The organism is Ruegeria sp. AI2 (genome assembly GCF_056541275.1).
In genome coordinates this window covers 34,826-50,329 of the sequence record NZ_JBQFYB010000003.1, presented here as the reverse complement: position 1 = coordinate 50,329, position 15,504 = coordinate 34,826, and the positions used below count along the sequence as shown (strand labels likewise).

Sequence of the window (15,504 nt, the reverse complement as noted above, 5' to 3'; positions counted from 1 at the left end):
AAAGTTGTAAACCCTTGGCCCTTTCCCCCCATTCCGTGTTGTGCCAACCTGCGCGCAATCAAAGGAGGGTCATATGGCAATCACGACCTGCGTGTTCGACGCCTACGGAACGCTGTTTGATGTTGCGGCCGCCGCCCGGCAGGCAGCAGGCGAGCCGGGGTTCGAAGCCCTGAAAGACAAATGGCCCGAGGTCGCAGGGCATTGGCGCCTGAAGCAATTGCAATACACATGGCTGCGTGCTGTGGCGGATGCCCATGCGGATTTTTGGGATGTCACGCAGGACGGGCTGGACTGGGCGCTGGAAGCTGCCGGCCTTCAGGGCAACCCAGAATTGCGCCAACGCCTGCTGGATCTTTATTGGGAGTTACAGGCCTATCCCGAAGTTCCTGTCATGCTGAAAGCCCTCAAGGATGGCGGGATGCAGACTGCCATCCTGTCCAACGGATCACCGCCCATGCTGGACGGCGCTGTTCAGTCCGCCGGGATCGGCGATGTGCTGGATGACGTGCTCTCGGTCGAAAGCGTTGGGGTCTTCAAGCCCCATTCCCGTGTCTATGATCTGGTTCAGAACAGGTTTGACTGCGCCCGTGACGAGGTCTTGTTCGTCAGTTCAAACGGCTGGGATGCCGCAGGGGCCAGCGGTTATGGTTTTGTCACCGCCTGGGTCAATCGGATCGGGGAACCAATGGACCGGCTGCCGTGGACGCCAGCGCATGTACTGTCTGACTTGACCACCATTCCCAAACTGGCTGGTCTTTAATGCCGGACTTTACGACTTCGGACGGCAAGCGCATCTATTTCGAAGACCATGGATCGGGCACGCCGCTTTTGTGTCTGGCCGGATTGACCAGAAACAGCCGGGATTTCTCGTATTTTGCACCACATGCCACTGAGCTGCGCATGATTGCTATGGATTACAGGGGGCGCGGTCGCTCGGACTACGACCCCGATTTCATGAACTACAACGTCTTTCGTGAATCCCATGACGCGATTGAACTGCTGGATGTACTGGGCATCGAAAAAGCGGCCATTCTGGGCACCTCGCGGGGCGGACTGATTGCCATGGCATTGGCGGCAAGCCACCCCGAACGTTTGGCCGGTGTGATTCTGAACGATGTGGGGCCGGTCATCGAGACGTCAGGCATCGCCAAGATCATGGCCTACGTGGGCGCACAACCCACCGCGAAAACCTATGACGAAGCTGCTGCTGCCCTGAAACATGTGATGGAGCCGCAATTCCCCGGAGTTCCCCTGGAGATCTGGCGCAAACAGGCCGAAATTCAATACAAACAACAAGGGGACAGGCTGGCGCTGCGCTATGACCCGGCCCTGCGCAAAGCGCTTCTGGAACAGGCCGCGAGCGGTGCCATACCCGATTACTGGTTGTTTTTTGAAGCGCTGCGCAACATTCCCTGCGCCGCGATCAGGGGCGCGAACTCGGACATTCTGAGCGCAGAAACACTGGCTGAGATGCACCGGCGGCATCCCGGTCTGATCTCGACCGATGTGCCGGACCGCGGGCATGTTCCGTTCTTGAATGAGCCTCAATCTCTGGATGTCATCAAAAAGGTATTGAAGAACGCTGCATGAGCACAATTGAAATGATCGAAGCCGCGGCCAAACGGCTTAAGGGACATGTCCGCGAGACACCAATTCTGTCGTCGCCATTTCTTGACGCGATCGCCGGGCGCCGAATTTGGGTCAAGCCGGAATGCCTGCAACATACGGGCAGTTTCAAGTTTCGGGGGGCTTGGTCTGCCATATCCGCGCTGGACGAAGACATACGCCAGCGCGGCGTGATTGCCTATTCCTCGGGCAACCACGCGCAGGGCGTTGCGATGGCGGCGTCGAAACATGGAATTGCTTCGGTCATTGTCATGCCGTCGGACGCGCCGCACCTGAAAATCGAAAACACCCGCGCGCTTGGGGGTGAAGTTGTTCTTTACGACCGCGCAAACGAAAGCCGCGAAGAGATCGGGGAAACCATCGCCGCCGAACGCGGGCTAACCCTGATCCGGCCATATGACGAGCCTCAGGTGATTGCGGGACAAGGTGCCACCGGCTTGGAAATCGCCAGACAGGCAGCGGAACTTGGGGTTTCTCAGGCGGATGTTCTGGTCTGTTGTGGTGGTGGCGGCCTCACCTCTGGCATTGCGCTGGCACTTGAAAAACACGCCCCCGACCTAAGGGTACGCCCGTGCGAACCAGAAGGGTTCGATGACGTAAAACGATCACTGGCAAAGGGACGGATTCAGAACAACAACGCGGCATCAGGCAATATTTGCGATGCCATCCTGACACCGCAACCCGGCGACATCACCTTTCCCATCCTCAACCGTCTTTGCGGGCCCGGTATTTCGGTCACCGAAGACGAGGCGCTGCGGGCCATGGCACTTGCTTTCCTGCGCCTCAAGATCGTGCTGGAGCCCGGCGGCGCAGTTGCATTGGCCTCGGCCCTGTTCCGGGGCGACGAGATTGAGGGCGACGACGTGATCGTGGTCACTTCGGGCGGTAACGTCGATCCGGATGTTTTTGCCAGGGCGTTGGAATTCCTGACCTGACAGGCACCCCAAACCTGTGCAAATTGCACCTGGAACGCCGGGGCTGCAAGGACCTGAGTCATGATGATCGCTGATCTGGGCGACGTGAAACTGAATTACCGTGTTGATGGTGCGGCGGATGGCGCGCCACTGGTTTTTGCCAACTCATTAGGAACAAACCTGCACCTGTGGGACGCCGTGTTACCGCACTTGCCCAAGGGGTTGCGCATCATCCGGTATGACAAACGCGGACATGGGCAATCCTCGGTTCCACCGGCGCCTTATTCTATGGGCGCCCTGATCCGCGATGCCGAGGCGCTGCTGGATCACCTGAAGGTTCGCGACTGCGTTTTTGTCGGCCTGTCCATTGGCGGGATGATTGCACAGGGACTGGCCGTCAAACGTATGGATCAGATACGTGCGCTGGTTCTGTCGAACACCGCTGCCAAAATCGCCACACCCGCAGTCTGGCAGGATCGGATCGACGCCATACGTCGCGGTGGGATCGAAGCACTAGCGGACGCCACAATGGAACGCTGGTTTTCTCGTGATTTCCGCGCGGCGCAAGACCACCTGCCATGGCGCGACATGATGATCAGCCAACCGCTTGACGGGTATCTGGGCTGTTGCGCCGCCATCGCCGGGACCGACTTCTATACACCCACAAGCGGCCTGCGCCTGCCTACACTTGGCATCGCCGGAAGCGCGGACGGCTCGACCCCGCCCGATCTGGTGCGCGAAACTGTTGACCTGATCCCCGGATCGCGGTTCGAACTGACTTGCAGAGCTGGCCATTTGCCCTGTGTCGAGAAACCCGCAGAATACGCAGCAATCCTAACCCGGTTTCTGACCGATATCGGGCATATCTGAAGGAGAACAGCAATGGCGTCTTTCCTGTTGGTCCACGGCTCTTGCCACGGAGCCTGGTGCTGGCGCGATCTGATCCCTGCGCTTGAGGCTTTGGGACACTCTGCCCGGGCCATCGACATGCCCAGCCATGGTGCGGATCCAACGCCGGTGTCCGAGGTTACACTGGACAGTTGCCGCGATGCCGTTCTGAACGCCTGCACGCCCGATACGATTGTCGTGGGTCACTCGTGGGGCGGCTATCCGATCAGCGCCGCCGCCGAGGCTCGGCCGGACGCCATGCGCGCCCTGATCTTTCTGTGCGCCTACGTGCCTCACGATGGGCTTTCGTTGGCAGATATGCGCAGGCGCGGGCCACGGCAAACCATAGCTCACGCAGTGGAAAAATCCGCAGACGGTCTGTCTTACACCGTGTCGGTGGATGCCATTCCCAGGCTGTTCTATCACGATTGTCCGGACGATATTCTGCCTTACGCCTATGCGCGCCTGTGCCCACAGGCCATTCTCCCCCAGGAAACACCACTGCCGGTCGGCACGAATTTCAACGATGTACCCAAGGCCTATGTCCGCACCACGGATGACCAAACAATCCCCACGGAGTATCAGGCGGACATGTGCGCGTTCATCCCGAAGGAACTGCGACGAACCATCGACAGTTCGCATTCTCCGTTTTTCTCGCATCCACAGGAACTGGCCGGATTGCTAAGCGAATTGGCAAGCAAATTCGGGTGATACCGCAGATTGTACGTAAAACTCTGTCTTCCCACATTCGGTGACTGTGCCTAGGGTGCCACGAACAGATCACCTGCCCGAGTCCCATGCGCCTGCCATCACTCTTCATCCTCAGCATCGTCATGATCGACGCAATGGGCATTGGTCTGGTGATGCCAATCATGCCGCAACTGATTGTAGACGTGCAGGGCAGCTCACTTGCCAATGCGGCGATTTGGGGCGGAGTGCTGAGTACCGCTTTTGCGGCGATGCAGTTCGTCTTTGGTCCAATCCTTGGAAACCTGTCCGACGCCTATGGTCGCAGAACCGTGCTACTGGTGTCGCTGTTCGTCATGGCGCTTGATTATATGGTTATGGCCGTGGCCGGCAGTATCTGGCTGTTGCTGGCCGGTCGTATTGTCGGCGGTATAACCGCAGCCACACATTCCACCGCTGCCGCGTTCATGGCGGATATCTCCGATCCCAAGGACAAGGCCGCGAACTTTGGCCTGTTGGGTGCGGCCTTTGGCGTGGGTTTTGTCCTTGGCCCGGTGATCGGCGGGTTGCTCAGCGAATATGGAACCCGTGCCCCGTTCTGGGCTGCGGCAGGACTGGTGGCACTGATCTTTGCCGTAGGCTGTTTCGTGATGCCTGAAACCGTGACCGACAATACCCGGCGCGCCTTCAACTTGCGCCGCGCCAACCCGGTGAATTCGCTGCGCGCCATTGCTGCACTGCCCGGTATCCGGCCTATGCTGTGGGTCTACTTTCTGTATTCGGTCTCAATCTACGTCTACCCCGCTATCTGGTCCTTTTTCACCACCGAGCGGTTCGGCTGGTCCCCTCAGATGATCGGCCTGTCACTGGGCGTCTATGGGATCGGCATGGCCGTTGTGCAAGGCGGTCTGATCCGCCCCGCAATCCGATTGTGCGGCGAGCGGGGCGCCATCATCTACGGGATGGGTTTTGAAATCCTCAGCTTCGCAATTCTGGCCTTTCTGACCAACGGGTTCATTGCGCTTTTGTTCATCCCAATCACCGCAATCGGGGCAATCACCACACCGGCACTTCAGGCAATGATGTCCAAAGCGACACCGGATTCGCAACAGGGAGAGTTGCAGGGCGTGCTGACCGCGCTCCACGCGCTTTCGATGGTCATTTCGCCCTTGGTCATGACCAGCGTATTTGCGCAATTCATTCGCCCTGACACACCGCTGTACTTGCCGGGTGCTCCGTTCCTGCTGGCGCTGGCGCTGATGCTGGCCGGGTTTGTGCTGTTTCGCCGGTCCCCGCCTGTTGTGGCTTAACAACGACACACACATGACGGTTTCCGCCTTGCGATCAACGCTTTCCCACGCCACCGTGGGGCCAACGGGAATGAGGGAAAACATGCAAACAATCAAAGCTGCAGTCTGCCGAGCATTCAGCGAACCCCTGGTTATCGAAGAGGTTCAGCTGGCCCCCCCCGGCACGGGCGAAGTCGAAGTGACGCTGGATGCAGTGGCCATCTGCCATTCAGACATATCCTATGCCGAAGGTGCCTGGGGTGGCTTTCTGCCCGCCGTCTATGGCCACGAAGCCGCAGGTGTGATCTCGTCAGTTGGAGAGGCCGCCGGAGACTTCAGGATTGGCGAGCCCGTGGTTGTAACCCTGATTCGCGCGTGCGGGTCCTGCCCCACCTGTGCCGGAGGGCACCCGACAAATTGCGAAACTCCGTACGACACCGTCAAAGGCCCGCTGAAAACGGCTGAGGGCGAACCGCTGGAGCAGGCCATGGCCTGCGGCGCTTTTGCCGAAAAGGTCGTGGTGAGCCATCGGCAGATCGTCAGGATACCCGAAAGCCTGCCCAAAGACCTGGCCAGCCTTCTGTCTTGCGGGGTGATCACCGGGGTCGGTGCTGCGGTCAACGCCGCCAATTTGCGTCCGGGTCAGGATGTCGTGGTCATCGGCGCGGGTGGTGTTGGCCTGAACGCCATTCAGGGCGCACGAATCGCCGGTGCACGACGGATCGTGGCCGTCGACATGACAGAAGAAAAACTGGAAATCGCAAAGGAATTCGGCGCGACCCATGGCGTATTGGCCAGCCTGAAAGAGCCCTGGAAAGCAGCGTATAAAGCCCTTGACGGGCGCGGGGCCGATGCGGTTCTGATTACGGTCGGCGCAATCGCCGCCTATGATCAGGCCCCGCGCTATCTTGGCCGCGGCGGCAAGGCCATCATGATCGGAATGCCGCATTCGGGCGGCATGGCCAGCTATGAACCGGTTGTTCTGGCAGCCCTGGGTCAGGGTGTTGTCGGCTCGAAAATGGGTGATGTGGTTATTCAGCGGGACATCCCCTGGATGATCGACCTCTACGAGCAAGGTCGGTTGAAACTGGACGAGTTGATCTCGGGCCGCTGGTCGCTGGATCAGATCAACGAGGCCATTGCCGATACCAAAACCGGATCTGCAAAGCGCAACGTGATCCTGTTCGACAGAACCTGATCCCCCGGCTCGGAGAAACTGAGATGAAACTGCAGGATCTCGACATCATCGTCACCGCCCCACCCGCTCCGGGTTGGGGGGGGCGATACTGGATATTGGTTAAGCTGACGACTGACACCGGCATCACCGGTTGGGGCGAATGCTATGCCTCGTCCGTCGGACCCGAGGCGATGCGCCACGTCATTCGGGATGTGTTCGAACGGCACATGCTGGGCGAGAACCCCGAAAACATCGAGCTTATGTTCCGTCGCGCCTATTCCAGCGGCTTCACGCAGCGCCCCGACCTGACGGTGATGGGCGCATTCTCGGGGTTGGAGATCGCCTGTTGGGATATTCTGGGCAAGGCTCGCGACCGCCCGGTTTACGCTCTGTTGGGCGGCAAGGTGAACGAACGAATTCGCTCCTATACCTACCTCTACCCTTTGCCGCATCACAATCTGACTGACTTCTGGACCTCTCCCGAACAAGCGGGTGAAACAGCTGCCGAAATGGTGCGGCACGGCTATACCGCGGTGAAATTCGACCCGGCGGGCCCTTATACAATCCGTGGCGGCCACATGCCCGCGATGAGTGACATTTCCATGTCCGTCGCCTTTTGCAAGGCAATTCGCGAAGCGGTAGGGGACAAGGCTGACCTGCTGTTTGGCACACACGGTCAGTTCAACACGGCCGGGGCCATCCGGCTGGGGCAGGCGCTGGAACCGTACCAGCCCCTATGGTTCGAAGAACCCACGCCACCCGATATGATCGAAGACATGGCCCGTGTCGCCCGCAACGTCCGTATCCCCATCGCCACCGGAGAGCGCATGACAACCAAGGCCGAGTTCGGAGCCGTTCTGCGCGCCGGGGCTGCGGAAATCCTGCAACCGGCGCTGGGGCGTGCCGGCGGAATCTGGGAGATGAAGAAAGTCGCCGCCATAGCAGAGATATTCAACGCTCAGATGGCACCGCATCTTTATGCGGGTCCGGTGGAATGGGCCGCCAATATCCACCTGGCCGCGTCGATCCCGAACCTGCTGCTGCTGGAAACCATTGAAACACCGTTCCACAATCAGCTTATCAAAGGGTCCATTCAGGTCGAGGACGGCTTTGTGATCGCTCCGACAGGTCCGGGACTTGGGATCGATGTCGACGAAGACCTGGCCCGCGCGCACCCGTATGAAGGTCGTGGCTTGCATCTGCAAATGCAGGAAGAGCCCTGCGATTACGTTAACGGCAATGCTTTTCAGGGCGGTGCCCCTGCAACCGAGGGGTGACAACACAGACGTGTTTGAGGCATATTAACCCAAGATTAACGGAACAACGGTCAAAACGTGACACTCCTAGAAACCGAACCTCAGGCACACACCTCGGACACACCATCTGAAATGAAAGAAAATGCAGCCCGCGCGGCTGCATTTCTCAAGACACTGGCGCATGAAGGGCGCCTGATGATCCTGTGCCACCTCGGGAGTGGTGAGAAATCGGTAGGCCAGCTTGAGGATTTGCTGCAATTGCGGCAAGCCGCCGTCAGCCAAATGCTGGCCCGTCTGCGGGAGGAAGGATTTGTCACCACCCGAAGAGATGGCAAAACGATCTATTATTCGCTGCGCGATGGGAATGCAGCGCAGATGATCGGTCTGCTGTACGATCTGTTTTGTGAGCCTGTCAACTGATCACTCCTAATTGGACACGTAACCGGCGATCACCTGCATCAGCTTGAACGCGGTTGCCGCATCGTTTTCCACAACGGCCAGGAACTCTTCCTCACCGATCCGAAGACAGGATAGGTTTGTTTCGGCCACCATGCTCAGCGCGCGTGGTTCTTTGCGGATCAGACCAAGCTCACCCACCAATGCGCCCGGCCCCACGGTGGTGATCAACTGGTCGGGGCCATCTTCCTGCGGCAGGTACAGGCCGGCCTCGCCCTCCAGCACCACGTAAGCGCCATCGGTCGGCTGATCATCTTTCAGGAAAACCACCTGACCGGGCTTGGCATCGAACCATTGCGCGCCAAAAGCCAGAAGGCGCAATTGCCTCCGGTCCAGCCCCGAAAACAAGGGGGTCTGCTCCAGCGCGCGAAGTTTCCGCGCCAGATCTGCTGAAGATGCGCTGTCTTTTCCCACGTCCACCGGTCCTCCGTCCGAGACGACACGACCTTGCCGGATTTCCACGAACATGTCGAATACGTCCGGGTTTTCGAACTGGTCATTGAGGTAGAACACCGTGGCATCCGGCAACAACTCGCGCAGCTTCTTGTAGACCGACACCTGCGTTTTCATGTCGTAACTGGCCAATGCCTGCTCCAGGATCAGGATATCCGGCTTCTTGATTGTCGCGCGGGTAAACGCCAGCGGTTCGGCAAAAACCGCCGGAAGGCTCTGCCCACCCAAAGCAACCGGAATATCATAAATCAGCTCGACCACCAAAGGACGCGCGCCGTTCTCCTCCAACACGTCCACAATGACCTTGCGGGCCTCATCCGATCGCGCGCCACCTATCTGGCTGACCTTGCCGAACAGCGCGTTTTCCATGACCGTCAATCCAGGCGCGAAATCTTCCGGGTCCAGCGGAACAAAAGCGTCCTTGAGACTTTCCAACAGCTTGTCCGAATGACTCTGCCTCAGTTCCAGAATGCGATCCTTCAGCTCATCCGTGAACGCCGGGCCAATCTGTTCAGCCGAGACGACGAAAGGCACGGCCAACATACTGGCCAGCTGTTCGTCATCCAGCCCTGACGTTCCCTCTCTGCGGGTCTGTTCAACCAGCTCCACGGCTGCCTCATAGGTCTTTGCATCAAGACCCAGCTTGCGGAACAACGGATGGTCGGTTCCGTCGAACCCGAAGATCTGGCGCAGCATCTCGATCACGTCACGCGTCAGGGCGATCAACGTCTCATCCAGCCCCAACTCTCGCAACTGCATGAGGAAAACCTTCTGCCGGGCAAGCAAAGCCTGCGTCACCGGCACGCGAGGCGTCGCAAAAAGTAGGTTTTCTGCAACAGGCAGCGCCGGGTTGTAAGCATTCCGGTCGAAAATCAGCGCCTGCTGCTCAAGACCCGCGTCATGGACCGCCTGCCGCACAAGCGGGCGCAGCTCGACCAGTTTCTTTGCCAGTTCGCAGTGTTCGGTCGCAACAAAGCTCTGTTCAGCGCCACGCCGAAACAGGGCAGCCCCGGACCCCATTCCATCAATCAGTTGCAACCACCAATCGCGCAACGCCGTCGCGTCTTCAAACCCGGCCAGCGCCGGGTCAAGCCATTCCACCCTGAACGGATCCATGCTGTTTCCAGCCCGCAAGGTCTCGGCAAAATCTGGGTCATCTGTGGATTCGGCCAAGGGTTTGAACCGCATCGGCATCATCACGTTGTCACCCAACGTTCCCTGAAACATGACCGGGCGGGACGTTGCATACCCGATACGTGCGGCCACTACGCCCTGATGCAGGTCTGCCAGGTTCAGATCCCCAACCTGAACCGTGCCGGCAGCGGGCAAAATCTCGCGGGTCAGCAGCTCACCCATGGCGCGCCGGTCCTCTTCGCTGGGTGCGGCAATGCCAATCGTCTTGCCAGCGGGAAAAGTAAGATTCAGATCATCCAGCACCTGATTGCCGTCCATGTCACGAACCGAGACGTGCTTTAGCGCTATATCACCGCTCAGGTGGGGGCGCTCTGCTGGTTCGCCCTCGAACAGCGCTTCGTCCTTCAATCCGGCTGGATCGAAGCGGTCAACGACGATATCCCAGCGCAACGACATGTCCTGGGTTTGGTTGTAATAGGTCAGCAGCTCTTTCCAGGGTGAGCTCAGATCCTTATACGCCGCCAGCGCCGCAACCAATGCCCCCAGCGAAACCGAACCCTGCAACACCAGAAGGCCACCGATCAGGTAGAACATGAATGGTGTCAGCTGCGAGATGAAGTTGTTTATGAACTTCATAAAGAACTTCTTCTGGTAAATCTCAAAGCGGATCGCGAAAAGCCGCCCCAACTGATCGGAGATCATAGCCCGGCGATAGCGCCAGCCGCCATTGCTGCGGAGGGTTGACGCACCTGCCGCGTTTTCGCCGATCTGGGCAGCCAACGTCCGAACTTCCTGAATACGCTTCTTGTTCAACAGGTTGATCTGACGCTGCAATTTAGGGATTAACCAGGCCTGCACCGGGATCAGGGCGACTGCGGCCAGCCCGAACCAAAAGCTTTGCAAGAACAGGAAAGAAAGGATGGTGATCATCTGACCGGCTTGCAGAACCGGCTGGCTGATCGCATCGCCCATCAGCCCGCCCATTGGTTCGCTTTCAGCCGTGATCATCGAGACCATTTCGCCCTGGCTGACCCGTTCGAAATAGGGTTGCGGAAAAAGAAGCGCGCGGCTGACCAGCTGATACCGAAACCGTCGCAGCATGCGTTCGCTCAGCACACCCTTCATGGTGTTGATGCGCATTTTCATCAGCCCGTGCGCCAACACGGCAGCAAGGAAAGCAAAGCACAAGATGATCAGGAAATTCGTCTGTGAAAGCGTATAGCCCCAGACATCCACTTCGGCCGTTGTCGAACCGATTGCGTCGTTGATGATACGCTTGGGCAGTTCCAGCGTAAGATAGAGCAACGGAAACAACGTCGCCGTCACAGCCAGCAGGATCAGCTGATCGCGTTTGGAGTATTTCCAAATAAAGCGGAAAATCGTGCGTTCTATGGAACCTGCCCCTACTGCTGGCCGATAACACGGCCCGGATGCCGCGCGCCCAAATTCAACGGTTTGAATTTACTGCCATACTGACACGTTATGCAAATTTTTTCCCACCTGAGAATTTTCTTTATCTTATGTGAACTAGTTCATTTACGCATGGCCGTGTTATTGCCTAAAGTCAGTTTAGAACGATATCGGGAGGGTTCTTTTGACTGCCAGTATTGGCGCAGTGTTACTTATGCTTTGCCTTTTTCAGGTCAAGCACATGTTCGCTGACTACTACCTCCAAACACCGAAAATGCTCTCTGGCCGAGGCGAGTATTTTCACTTGGGACGCGCGCAGCACGCAGCAGTACATGTTGCGGGCTCTGTCATCGTGTTTGCCGCGTTTGGCGCTCCGGTATTGTTCATCCTGATTGTCGGACTGCTTGAATGGGTCATTCATTTCAATATCGATTTCTTGAAAGCTAGCTATTCAGACAAGAAACAGCTTGAGCCGACGCAGGCCGCGTTCTGGCGTGCAGCTGGGTTAGACCAGTGCCTGCACAACCTGACTTATGTGGCGATGGTCTGGGCCTGGGTGATTTTCGCGGCAACGTAGCTCGTACCAGGATATGCCGTCCGATGCGCAGCCCAGAAGCTATGCGCCTATCCCTCGGCCGGTCATAGCGAGGCAAGCTGTTAACCTGCCCCACTCGACTTTGATCGATGCCAAAACCCGACTAGCCCAGAACCGAAAAACTGCTTTCCTCATTGATCGGGCGCTTGCGTGAGTAAAAGCCCACGTCGATGGTCCGTTTGATATAAGGCAGTTCGAATTGCAGCGGTTCCGCGTCGTGATCCGCTCCGCCTTCGCAATATGCGATCAGGGCTGCCATCATCTTACCCGCAATCGGTGCATTCTTATATTGGTTCCCGCTGGAACCGCATGCCATGTAAAACCCTGGCAGGCTGGATTTGTCATAGATCGGAATCCAGTCGGTTGAGGCGTCGTAAAGGTCAACCACACCACGCGTTTTCGATGGGATGCCAAGGGAAGGCACGCGCTGCGCATATCGCATGGCCTGTGTGGTCCATTGATCCGTGAACTCGCGGTTGTAGTTGACGTCATCCTCGCACCATTGATGCGGATCACACTCCGGATCCTCTGATCCCACAAGGATGTGGTTGCCGTGTTCCGGGCGGCAGTAGCAGGCAATGTCGCTGTCCGAGACGATGGTTCCGTCGTTTTCAAAGTCGAACCCTTCCGGGGCAGGGACATGCACGACCTCTTGCCGCAGGGGGCGGGTTTTGATGGTCATGTCATCCAGAACTCCGGCCATCTTGTTGATGATGGACGAACCAGGTCCTGCCACATTGACCACAACCTTCGCATGGATTTCCTCGCCCGAGGCCAACTTGACGCCGGAAACGCGCCCGCCCTCGGTCAGGATTTCCGTGACTTCAGCGCTGGTGCGCACCTCGGCCCCGTGCTGTTTGGCAGCATCCATCAGGTTTTGCGCCGACAAGGCCGGGTCGGTGACGTACCCCGCCTGAGGCCAGTACACTCCACCCGACATCTTTCGCCCGTTGGGCTGGCCGAATTCCGGGTCATCCATACGGCGTGCCGGGGCAAAGCTGTCCAGCGAATAAACCGGCAGGCGTTCAACCACTTTATCCCCCGACCATTCTTCGAACGGGCAATCCAGTTCTGATGAATTGCGCATGTGCTTTTCCAGCATCCCGTTCGCCTCGGTCTTCATAACCAGGCAGCCGGTTTCCCTGAACTGAGCCAGATTGGCCCCTTCCGGCAGTCCAAGATAGTCAGCCCAGTCGCGCCAGTAATGATAGCCTTCCCAGGCAAACGCCGTTCCATCGAAGGTGGAATAATGCATCCGGATGATCGCGCAGGACCCGGCGGTTGAACCGTGTCCAACCTGTGCGTTGCGATCTAGAGACAGGGTTTTCCAACCCGCCTTGGACATTTCGAACGCGATGGCCGCGCCGATCACGCCGGTACCAATGATGATTGCGTCTGGTTGACTCATTTCGGGTCTCCTTTCCAGTAGCGCCGGGAATATGCGCTGAATTCTTCAACTTCTTCGGGTTTCGGTTCGACGCCCGTAAAGGCGTATAGGTAATGCGGCACCATCGAGATCCGCGTCTCGAAGGGTTCGTTCAATTGTGCAAGGTCATATCCGATCTGCATGTAATACAGCACGCGCGCACGCGTTTCGGACTCGATCTCGGAATAGCCGTATCTGGCGAACATCGCGTGCAAAGCCTCAAGCCGCCGTGTGTCTGACTGGTCCAGCGCACGGCGTACTTTGCCCGATTTACGCGCCCAGTCGCGCACGGCAAAATCCAACGCGGTGTCAAACAAATCCGTATTGACCACACAACGATGCACGTTGCAGACCGCGCCCGTTATCGTGTCGGCTGGTGCTTCGGCCTGTTTTACAAGCGCAACCGTATTGGTCGCCTGCCACCGCGCCAGCAGTGCATCCAAAAGTTCCTGTCTGGACTTGAAGTACCAGTAGAAGGATGAACGTGACACGGCCATCCGCTCGGCCAGGTTAAGAACCTTGATCTGGTCCACCCCGTCCGAAATCAGCACGTCCATCGCCACGTTCAGCCAGTCGTCGCGGGTGACCTTGATATTGCCGATCAGGGGCTCGGCCTCGGGATCATCGCGGTGAAGGATAGGTTTGTTGTTCATTCAACTCTCCGGTGGCGCCCCACCCTCTGCGGTGCGGCGTGCGATAAAGTCCTGCAAGGCACCAAAACGATCATTGTCTATGGCGGGGGCCTTGAAATCGTTCAGGATACCCTGCCAAACCCCCGTTGCACGGTGGTTGGCATCCGTCGATCCTCGCTCGGTCCATGTGCCGAAATTGGCGTAGTCATGGACATGCGGTTGATAGAACTCGGTGGTGTAGCGCTCCATCGTCTGGGGGCAGGCAAAGAAATGACCGCCGGGCGCGACCTCACGCAAGGCGGTGTCAAAGCCGATCTCGGCGAACCCCGCCTGCGCGCCTGCGCAAAGCTCGGCCACCATGTTCAGCACCTCGGCATCACAGACCAACTTTTCGAAGGATACGGTCAATCCCCCTTCCAGCCAGCCCGCTGAATGAATGATCACAGTCGCGCCGGCCATCAGGCAACCCCAAAGGCCAAACTGGTTTTCATTCGCCGCCTGCACGTCGTTGCTGTTTGACGCCGACCCTGCCGCCGACCTCCAGGGCAAGCCAAGGTGACGCGCCAGTTGGCCTGCGGCAAGTGACGCCTGAAAATGCGAAGGCGTCCCGAATGCAGGCGCGCCGGATTTCATGTCCACATTGCTGGTGAACGTGCCATAACAGACCGGAGCGCCCGGTCTGGCCAGCTGCGTCAAGGTCAGCGCGGCAAGCGCCTCGGCATGGGACAGGGTGATTGCCCCGGCCACGGTGATCGGCGCCATCGCCCCCATCAGAGTGAACGGAGTGATGATCGACATCTGACCGTGGCGCGCAAAGTCGATCAGCCCTTGCGCCATGGGAATATCCAACGTGCGCGGGCTGTTTGTGTTGATGATCGTGTAACAATGCGCATTGCCCCGGAACTCATCATCCGACAGACCGCGCGCCGTGGACAGCATCTCAAAGCAATCCATGACCTGCGGCGTGCCGCGCGAGAAGAGGAACGGAAACTTGTCGGTCAGTTCCATCTGCGCCTGTGTCGTGAAGTAGTGGCGCAAATGCGTCGGTACATCCTGAGGTTCAACCTGAGGCGAGATCATCTGGAACACATCGAAATGATGGGTGAGCTTTAGAAACTCCAGATAATCCTGACTGGTCGCCGGGCGACGGCCACGCTCAAGATCGGTTGCGTTCGGCGCGCCTGCCCCCGGTTGAAAAACCAGCGAACCCAGTTCCAGAGTGAAATCCCGATGCCGCGAACCGGCGCGACAAGCGATAGATTTGGGGGCCGAGGCAACGGCAGCCTCAACCATCTCGCGCCCGACAAAGACCATTTCACTGCCTTCATCCACACGCGCGCCACCCTGCTTGAACAGCTTGCGCGCTTCGGGAAGCAGGGTCTTTACACCCAACTCCTCGAGCGTACGCAACGCTGTCTCGTGCATGTCCGCGATCCGGTCAGCCGGGAACACCTCCATCAAAGGGAAAGGGTTCCTGAGCTGGCGATAGTTAACATCGCGGCTGGGCTGCGGGGCAGCCGCGCCCCCTCGCCTTCGGCGTCGTCGGTCCGGAGCCGTCATG

Annotated in this window: 14 protein-coding genes; 10 read left to right on the top strand and 4 right to left on the bottom strand. The window is 58.4% G+C overall.

The window, feature by feature from the left end; genetic code table 11:
- Positions 1-73 precede the first annotated feature (73 nt).
- The 9 genes from ACR0LL_RS09115 to ACR0LL_RS09075 all read left to right on the top strand — a co-directional run bounded on the left by ACR0LL_RS09115 (position 74) and on the right by ACR0LL_RS09075 (position 8,257).
- Positions 74-760: a haloacid dehalogenase type II gene (locus tag ACR0LL_RS09115; RefSeq protein ID WP_480585960.1), complete on the top strand. Its 687-nt coding sequence runs from the start codon at positions 74-76 to the stop codon at positions 758-760.
- Entirely contained in the window at positions 760-1,590 is an 831-nt protein-coding gene (locus tag ACR0LL_RS09110; RefSeq protein WP_480585958.1) for an alpha/beta fold hydrolase, read from the top strand. The genes ACR0LL_RS09115 and ACR0LL_RS09110 overlap by 1 nt, the downstream gene beginning before the upstream one ends.
- Positions 1,587-2,561: a threonine ammonia-lyase gene (locus ACR0LL_RS09105; protein ID WP_480585955.1), complete on the top strand. Its 975-nt coding sequence runs from the start codon at positions 1,587-1,589 to the stop codon at positions 2,559-2,561. Before ACR0LL_RS09110 ends, ACR0LL_RS09105 begins: the two co-directional genes overlap by 4 nt.
- A 60-nt stretch (positions 2,562-2,621) precedes the next feature.
- Entirely contained in the window at positions 2,622-3,410 is a 789-nt protein-coding gene (gene pcaD, locus ACR0LL_RS09100) for a 3-oxoadipate enol-lactonase (RefSeq protein WP_480585952.1), read from the top strand.
- Between the two features lie 12 nt (positions 3,411-3,422).
- Positions 3,423-4,139 (top strand): alpha/beta fold hydrolase, encoded by a 717-nt coding sequence (locus ACR0LL_RS09095; protein ID WP_480585949.1) that lies wholly within the window; start codon positions 3,423-3,425, stop codon positions 4,137-4,139.
- Positions 4,140-4,225: 86 nt separating this feature from the next.
- Positions 4,226-5,425, top strand: coding sequence for a TCR/Tet family MFS transporter (locus ACR0LL_RS09090; protein ID WP_480585947.1), 1,200 nt, complete (start codon positions 4,226-4,228; stop codon positions 5,423-5,425).
- An 82-nt stretch (positions 5,426-5,507) separates the two neighbouring features.
- Complete coding sequence (locus ACR0LL_RS09085) at positions 5,508-6,602, top strand: Zn-dependent alcohol dehydrogenase (protein ID WP_480585945.1); 1,095 nt, start codon at positions 5,508-5,510, stop codon at positions 6,600-6,602.
- Between the two features lie 23 nt (positions 6,603-6,625).
- Entirely contained in the window at positions 6,626-7,858 is a 1,233-nt protein-coding gene (locus tag ACR0LL_RS09080; protein ID WP_480585943.1) for a mandelate racemase/muconate lactonizing enzyme family protein, read from the top strand.
- A 111-nt stretch (positions 7,859-7,969) separates the two neighbouring features.
- Positions 7,970-8,257 carry an ArsR/SmtB family transcription factor gene (locus ACR0LL_RS09075; RefSeq protein ID WP_480585940.1) on the top strand — a complete coding sequence of 96 codons (288 nt, stop codon included), beginning with the start codon at positions 7,970-7,972 and terminating at the stop codon, positions 8,255-8,257.
- 6 nt (positions 8,258-8,263) lie between these two features.
- On the opposite strand, the gene ACR0LL_RS09070 is transcribed toward ACR0LL_RS09075, so the two are convergent.
- Positions 8,264-11,260: a cyclic nucleotide-binding domain-containing protein gene (locus ACR0LL_RS09070; protein ID WP_480586362.1), complete on the bottom strand. Its 2,997-nt coding sequence runs from the start codon at positions 11,258-11,260 to the stop codon at positions 8,264-8,266.
- Positions 11,261-11,504: 244 nt separating this feature from the next.
- Between ACR0LL_RS09070 and ACR0LL_RS09065 the strand changes: the two genes are divergently transcribed.
- Entirely contained in the window at positions 11,505-11,867 is a 363-nt protein-coding gene (locus ACR0LL_RS09065) for a DUF3307 domain-containing protein (protein WP_480586359.1), read from the top strand.
- A gap of 121 nt (positions 11,868-11,988) precedes the next feature.
- On the opposite strand, the gene ACR0LL_RS09060 is transcribed toward ACR0LL_RS09065, so the two are convergent.
- From ACR0LL_RS09060 to ACR0LL_RS09050, 3 genes are read right to left on the bottom strand one after another with little or no spacing between them, the layout of a single operon-like run.
- Positions 11,989-13,293 carry an NAD(P)/FAD-dependent oxidoreductase gene (locus ACR0LL_RS09060; protein WP_480585937.1) on the bottom strand — a complete coding sequence of 435 codons (1,305 nt, stop codon included), beginning with the start codon at positions 13,291-13,293 and terminating at the stop codon, positions 11,989-11,991.
- Positions 13,290-13,964, bottom strand: coding sequence for a TetR/AcrR family transcriptional regulator (locus ACR0LL_RS09055; RefSeq protein ID WP_480585935.1), 675 nt, complete (start codon positions 13,962-13,964; stop codon positions 13,290-13,292). The genes ACR0LL_RS09060 and ACR0LL_RS09055 overlap by 4 nt, the downstream gene beginning before the upstream one ends.
- Complete coding sequence (locus ACR0LL_RS09050) at positions 13,965-15,503, bottom strand: trimethylamine methyltransferase family protein (protein ID WP_480585933.1); 1,539 nt, start codon at positions 15,501-15,503, stop codon at positions 13,965-13,967.
- Position 15,504 lies beyond the last annotated feature (1 nt).

Bases quoted from the DNA above. Each gene is read 5' to 3' on its own strand.
- pcaD (WP_480585952.1), top strand. From the start codon at position 2,622: ATGATGATCGCTGATCTGGGCGACGTGAAACTGAATTACCGTGTTGAT.
- ACR0LL_RS09110 (WP_480585958.1), top strand. From the start codon at position 760: ATGCCGGACTTTACGACTTCGGACGGCAAGCGCATCTATTTCGAAGAC.
- ACR0LL_RS09055 (WP_480585935.1), bottom strand. From the start codon at position 13,964: ATGAACAACAAACCTATCCTTCACCGCGATGATCCCGAGGCCGAGCCC.
- ACR0LL_RS09065 (WP_480586359.1), top strand. From the start codon at position 11,505: ATGCTTTGCCTTTTTCAGGTCAAGCACATGTTCGCTGACTACTACCTC.
- ACR0LL_RS09090 (WP_480585947.1), top strand. From the start codon at position 4,226: ATGCGCCTGCCATCACTCTTCATCCTCAGCATCGTCATGATCGACGCA.
- ACR0LL_RS09105 (WP_480585955.1), top strand. From the start codon at position 1,587: ATGAGCACAATTGAAATGATCGAAGCCGCGGCCAAACGGCTTAAGGGA.
- ACR0LL_RS09095 (WP_480585949.1), top strand. From the start codon at position 3,423: ATGGCGTCTTTCCTGTTGGTCCACGGCTCTTGCCACGGAGCCTGGTGC.
- ACR0LL_RS09075 (WP_480585940.1), top strand. From the start codon at position 7,970: ATGAAAGAAAATGCAGCCCGCGCGGCTGCATTTCTCAAGACACTGGCG.
- ACR0LL_RS09115 (WP_480585960.1), top strand. From the start codon at position 74: ATGGCAATCACGACCTGCGTGTTCGACGCCTACGGAACGCTGTTTGAT.
- ACR0LL_RS09085 (WP_480585945.1), top strand. From the start codon at position 5,508: ATGCAAACAATCAAAGCTGCAGTCTGCCGAGCATTCAGCGAACCCCTG.
- ACR0LL_RS09080 (WP_480585943.1), top strand. From the start codon at position 6,626: ATGAAACTGCAGGATCTCGACATCATCGTCACCGCCCCACCCGCTCCG.
- ACR0LL_RS09060 (WP_480585937.1), bottom strand. From the start codon at position 13,293: ATGAGTCAACCAGACGCAATCATCATTGGTACCGGCGTGATCGGCGCG.
- ACR0LL_RS09050 (WP_480585933.1), bottom strand. From the start codon at position 15,503: ATGACGGCTCCGGACCGACGACGCCGAAGGCGAGGGGGCGCGGCTGCC.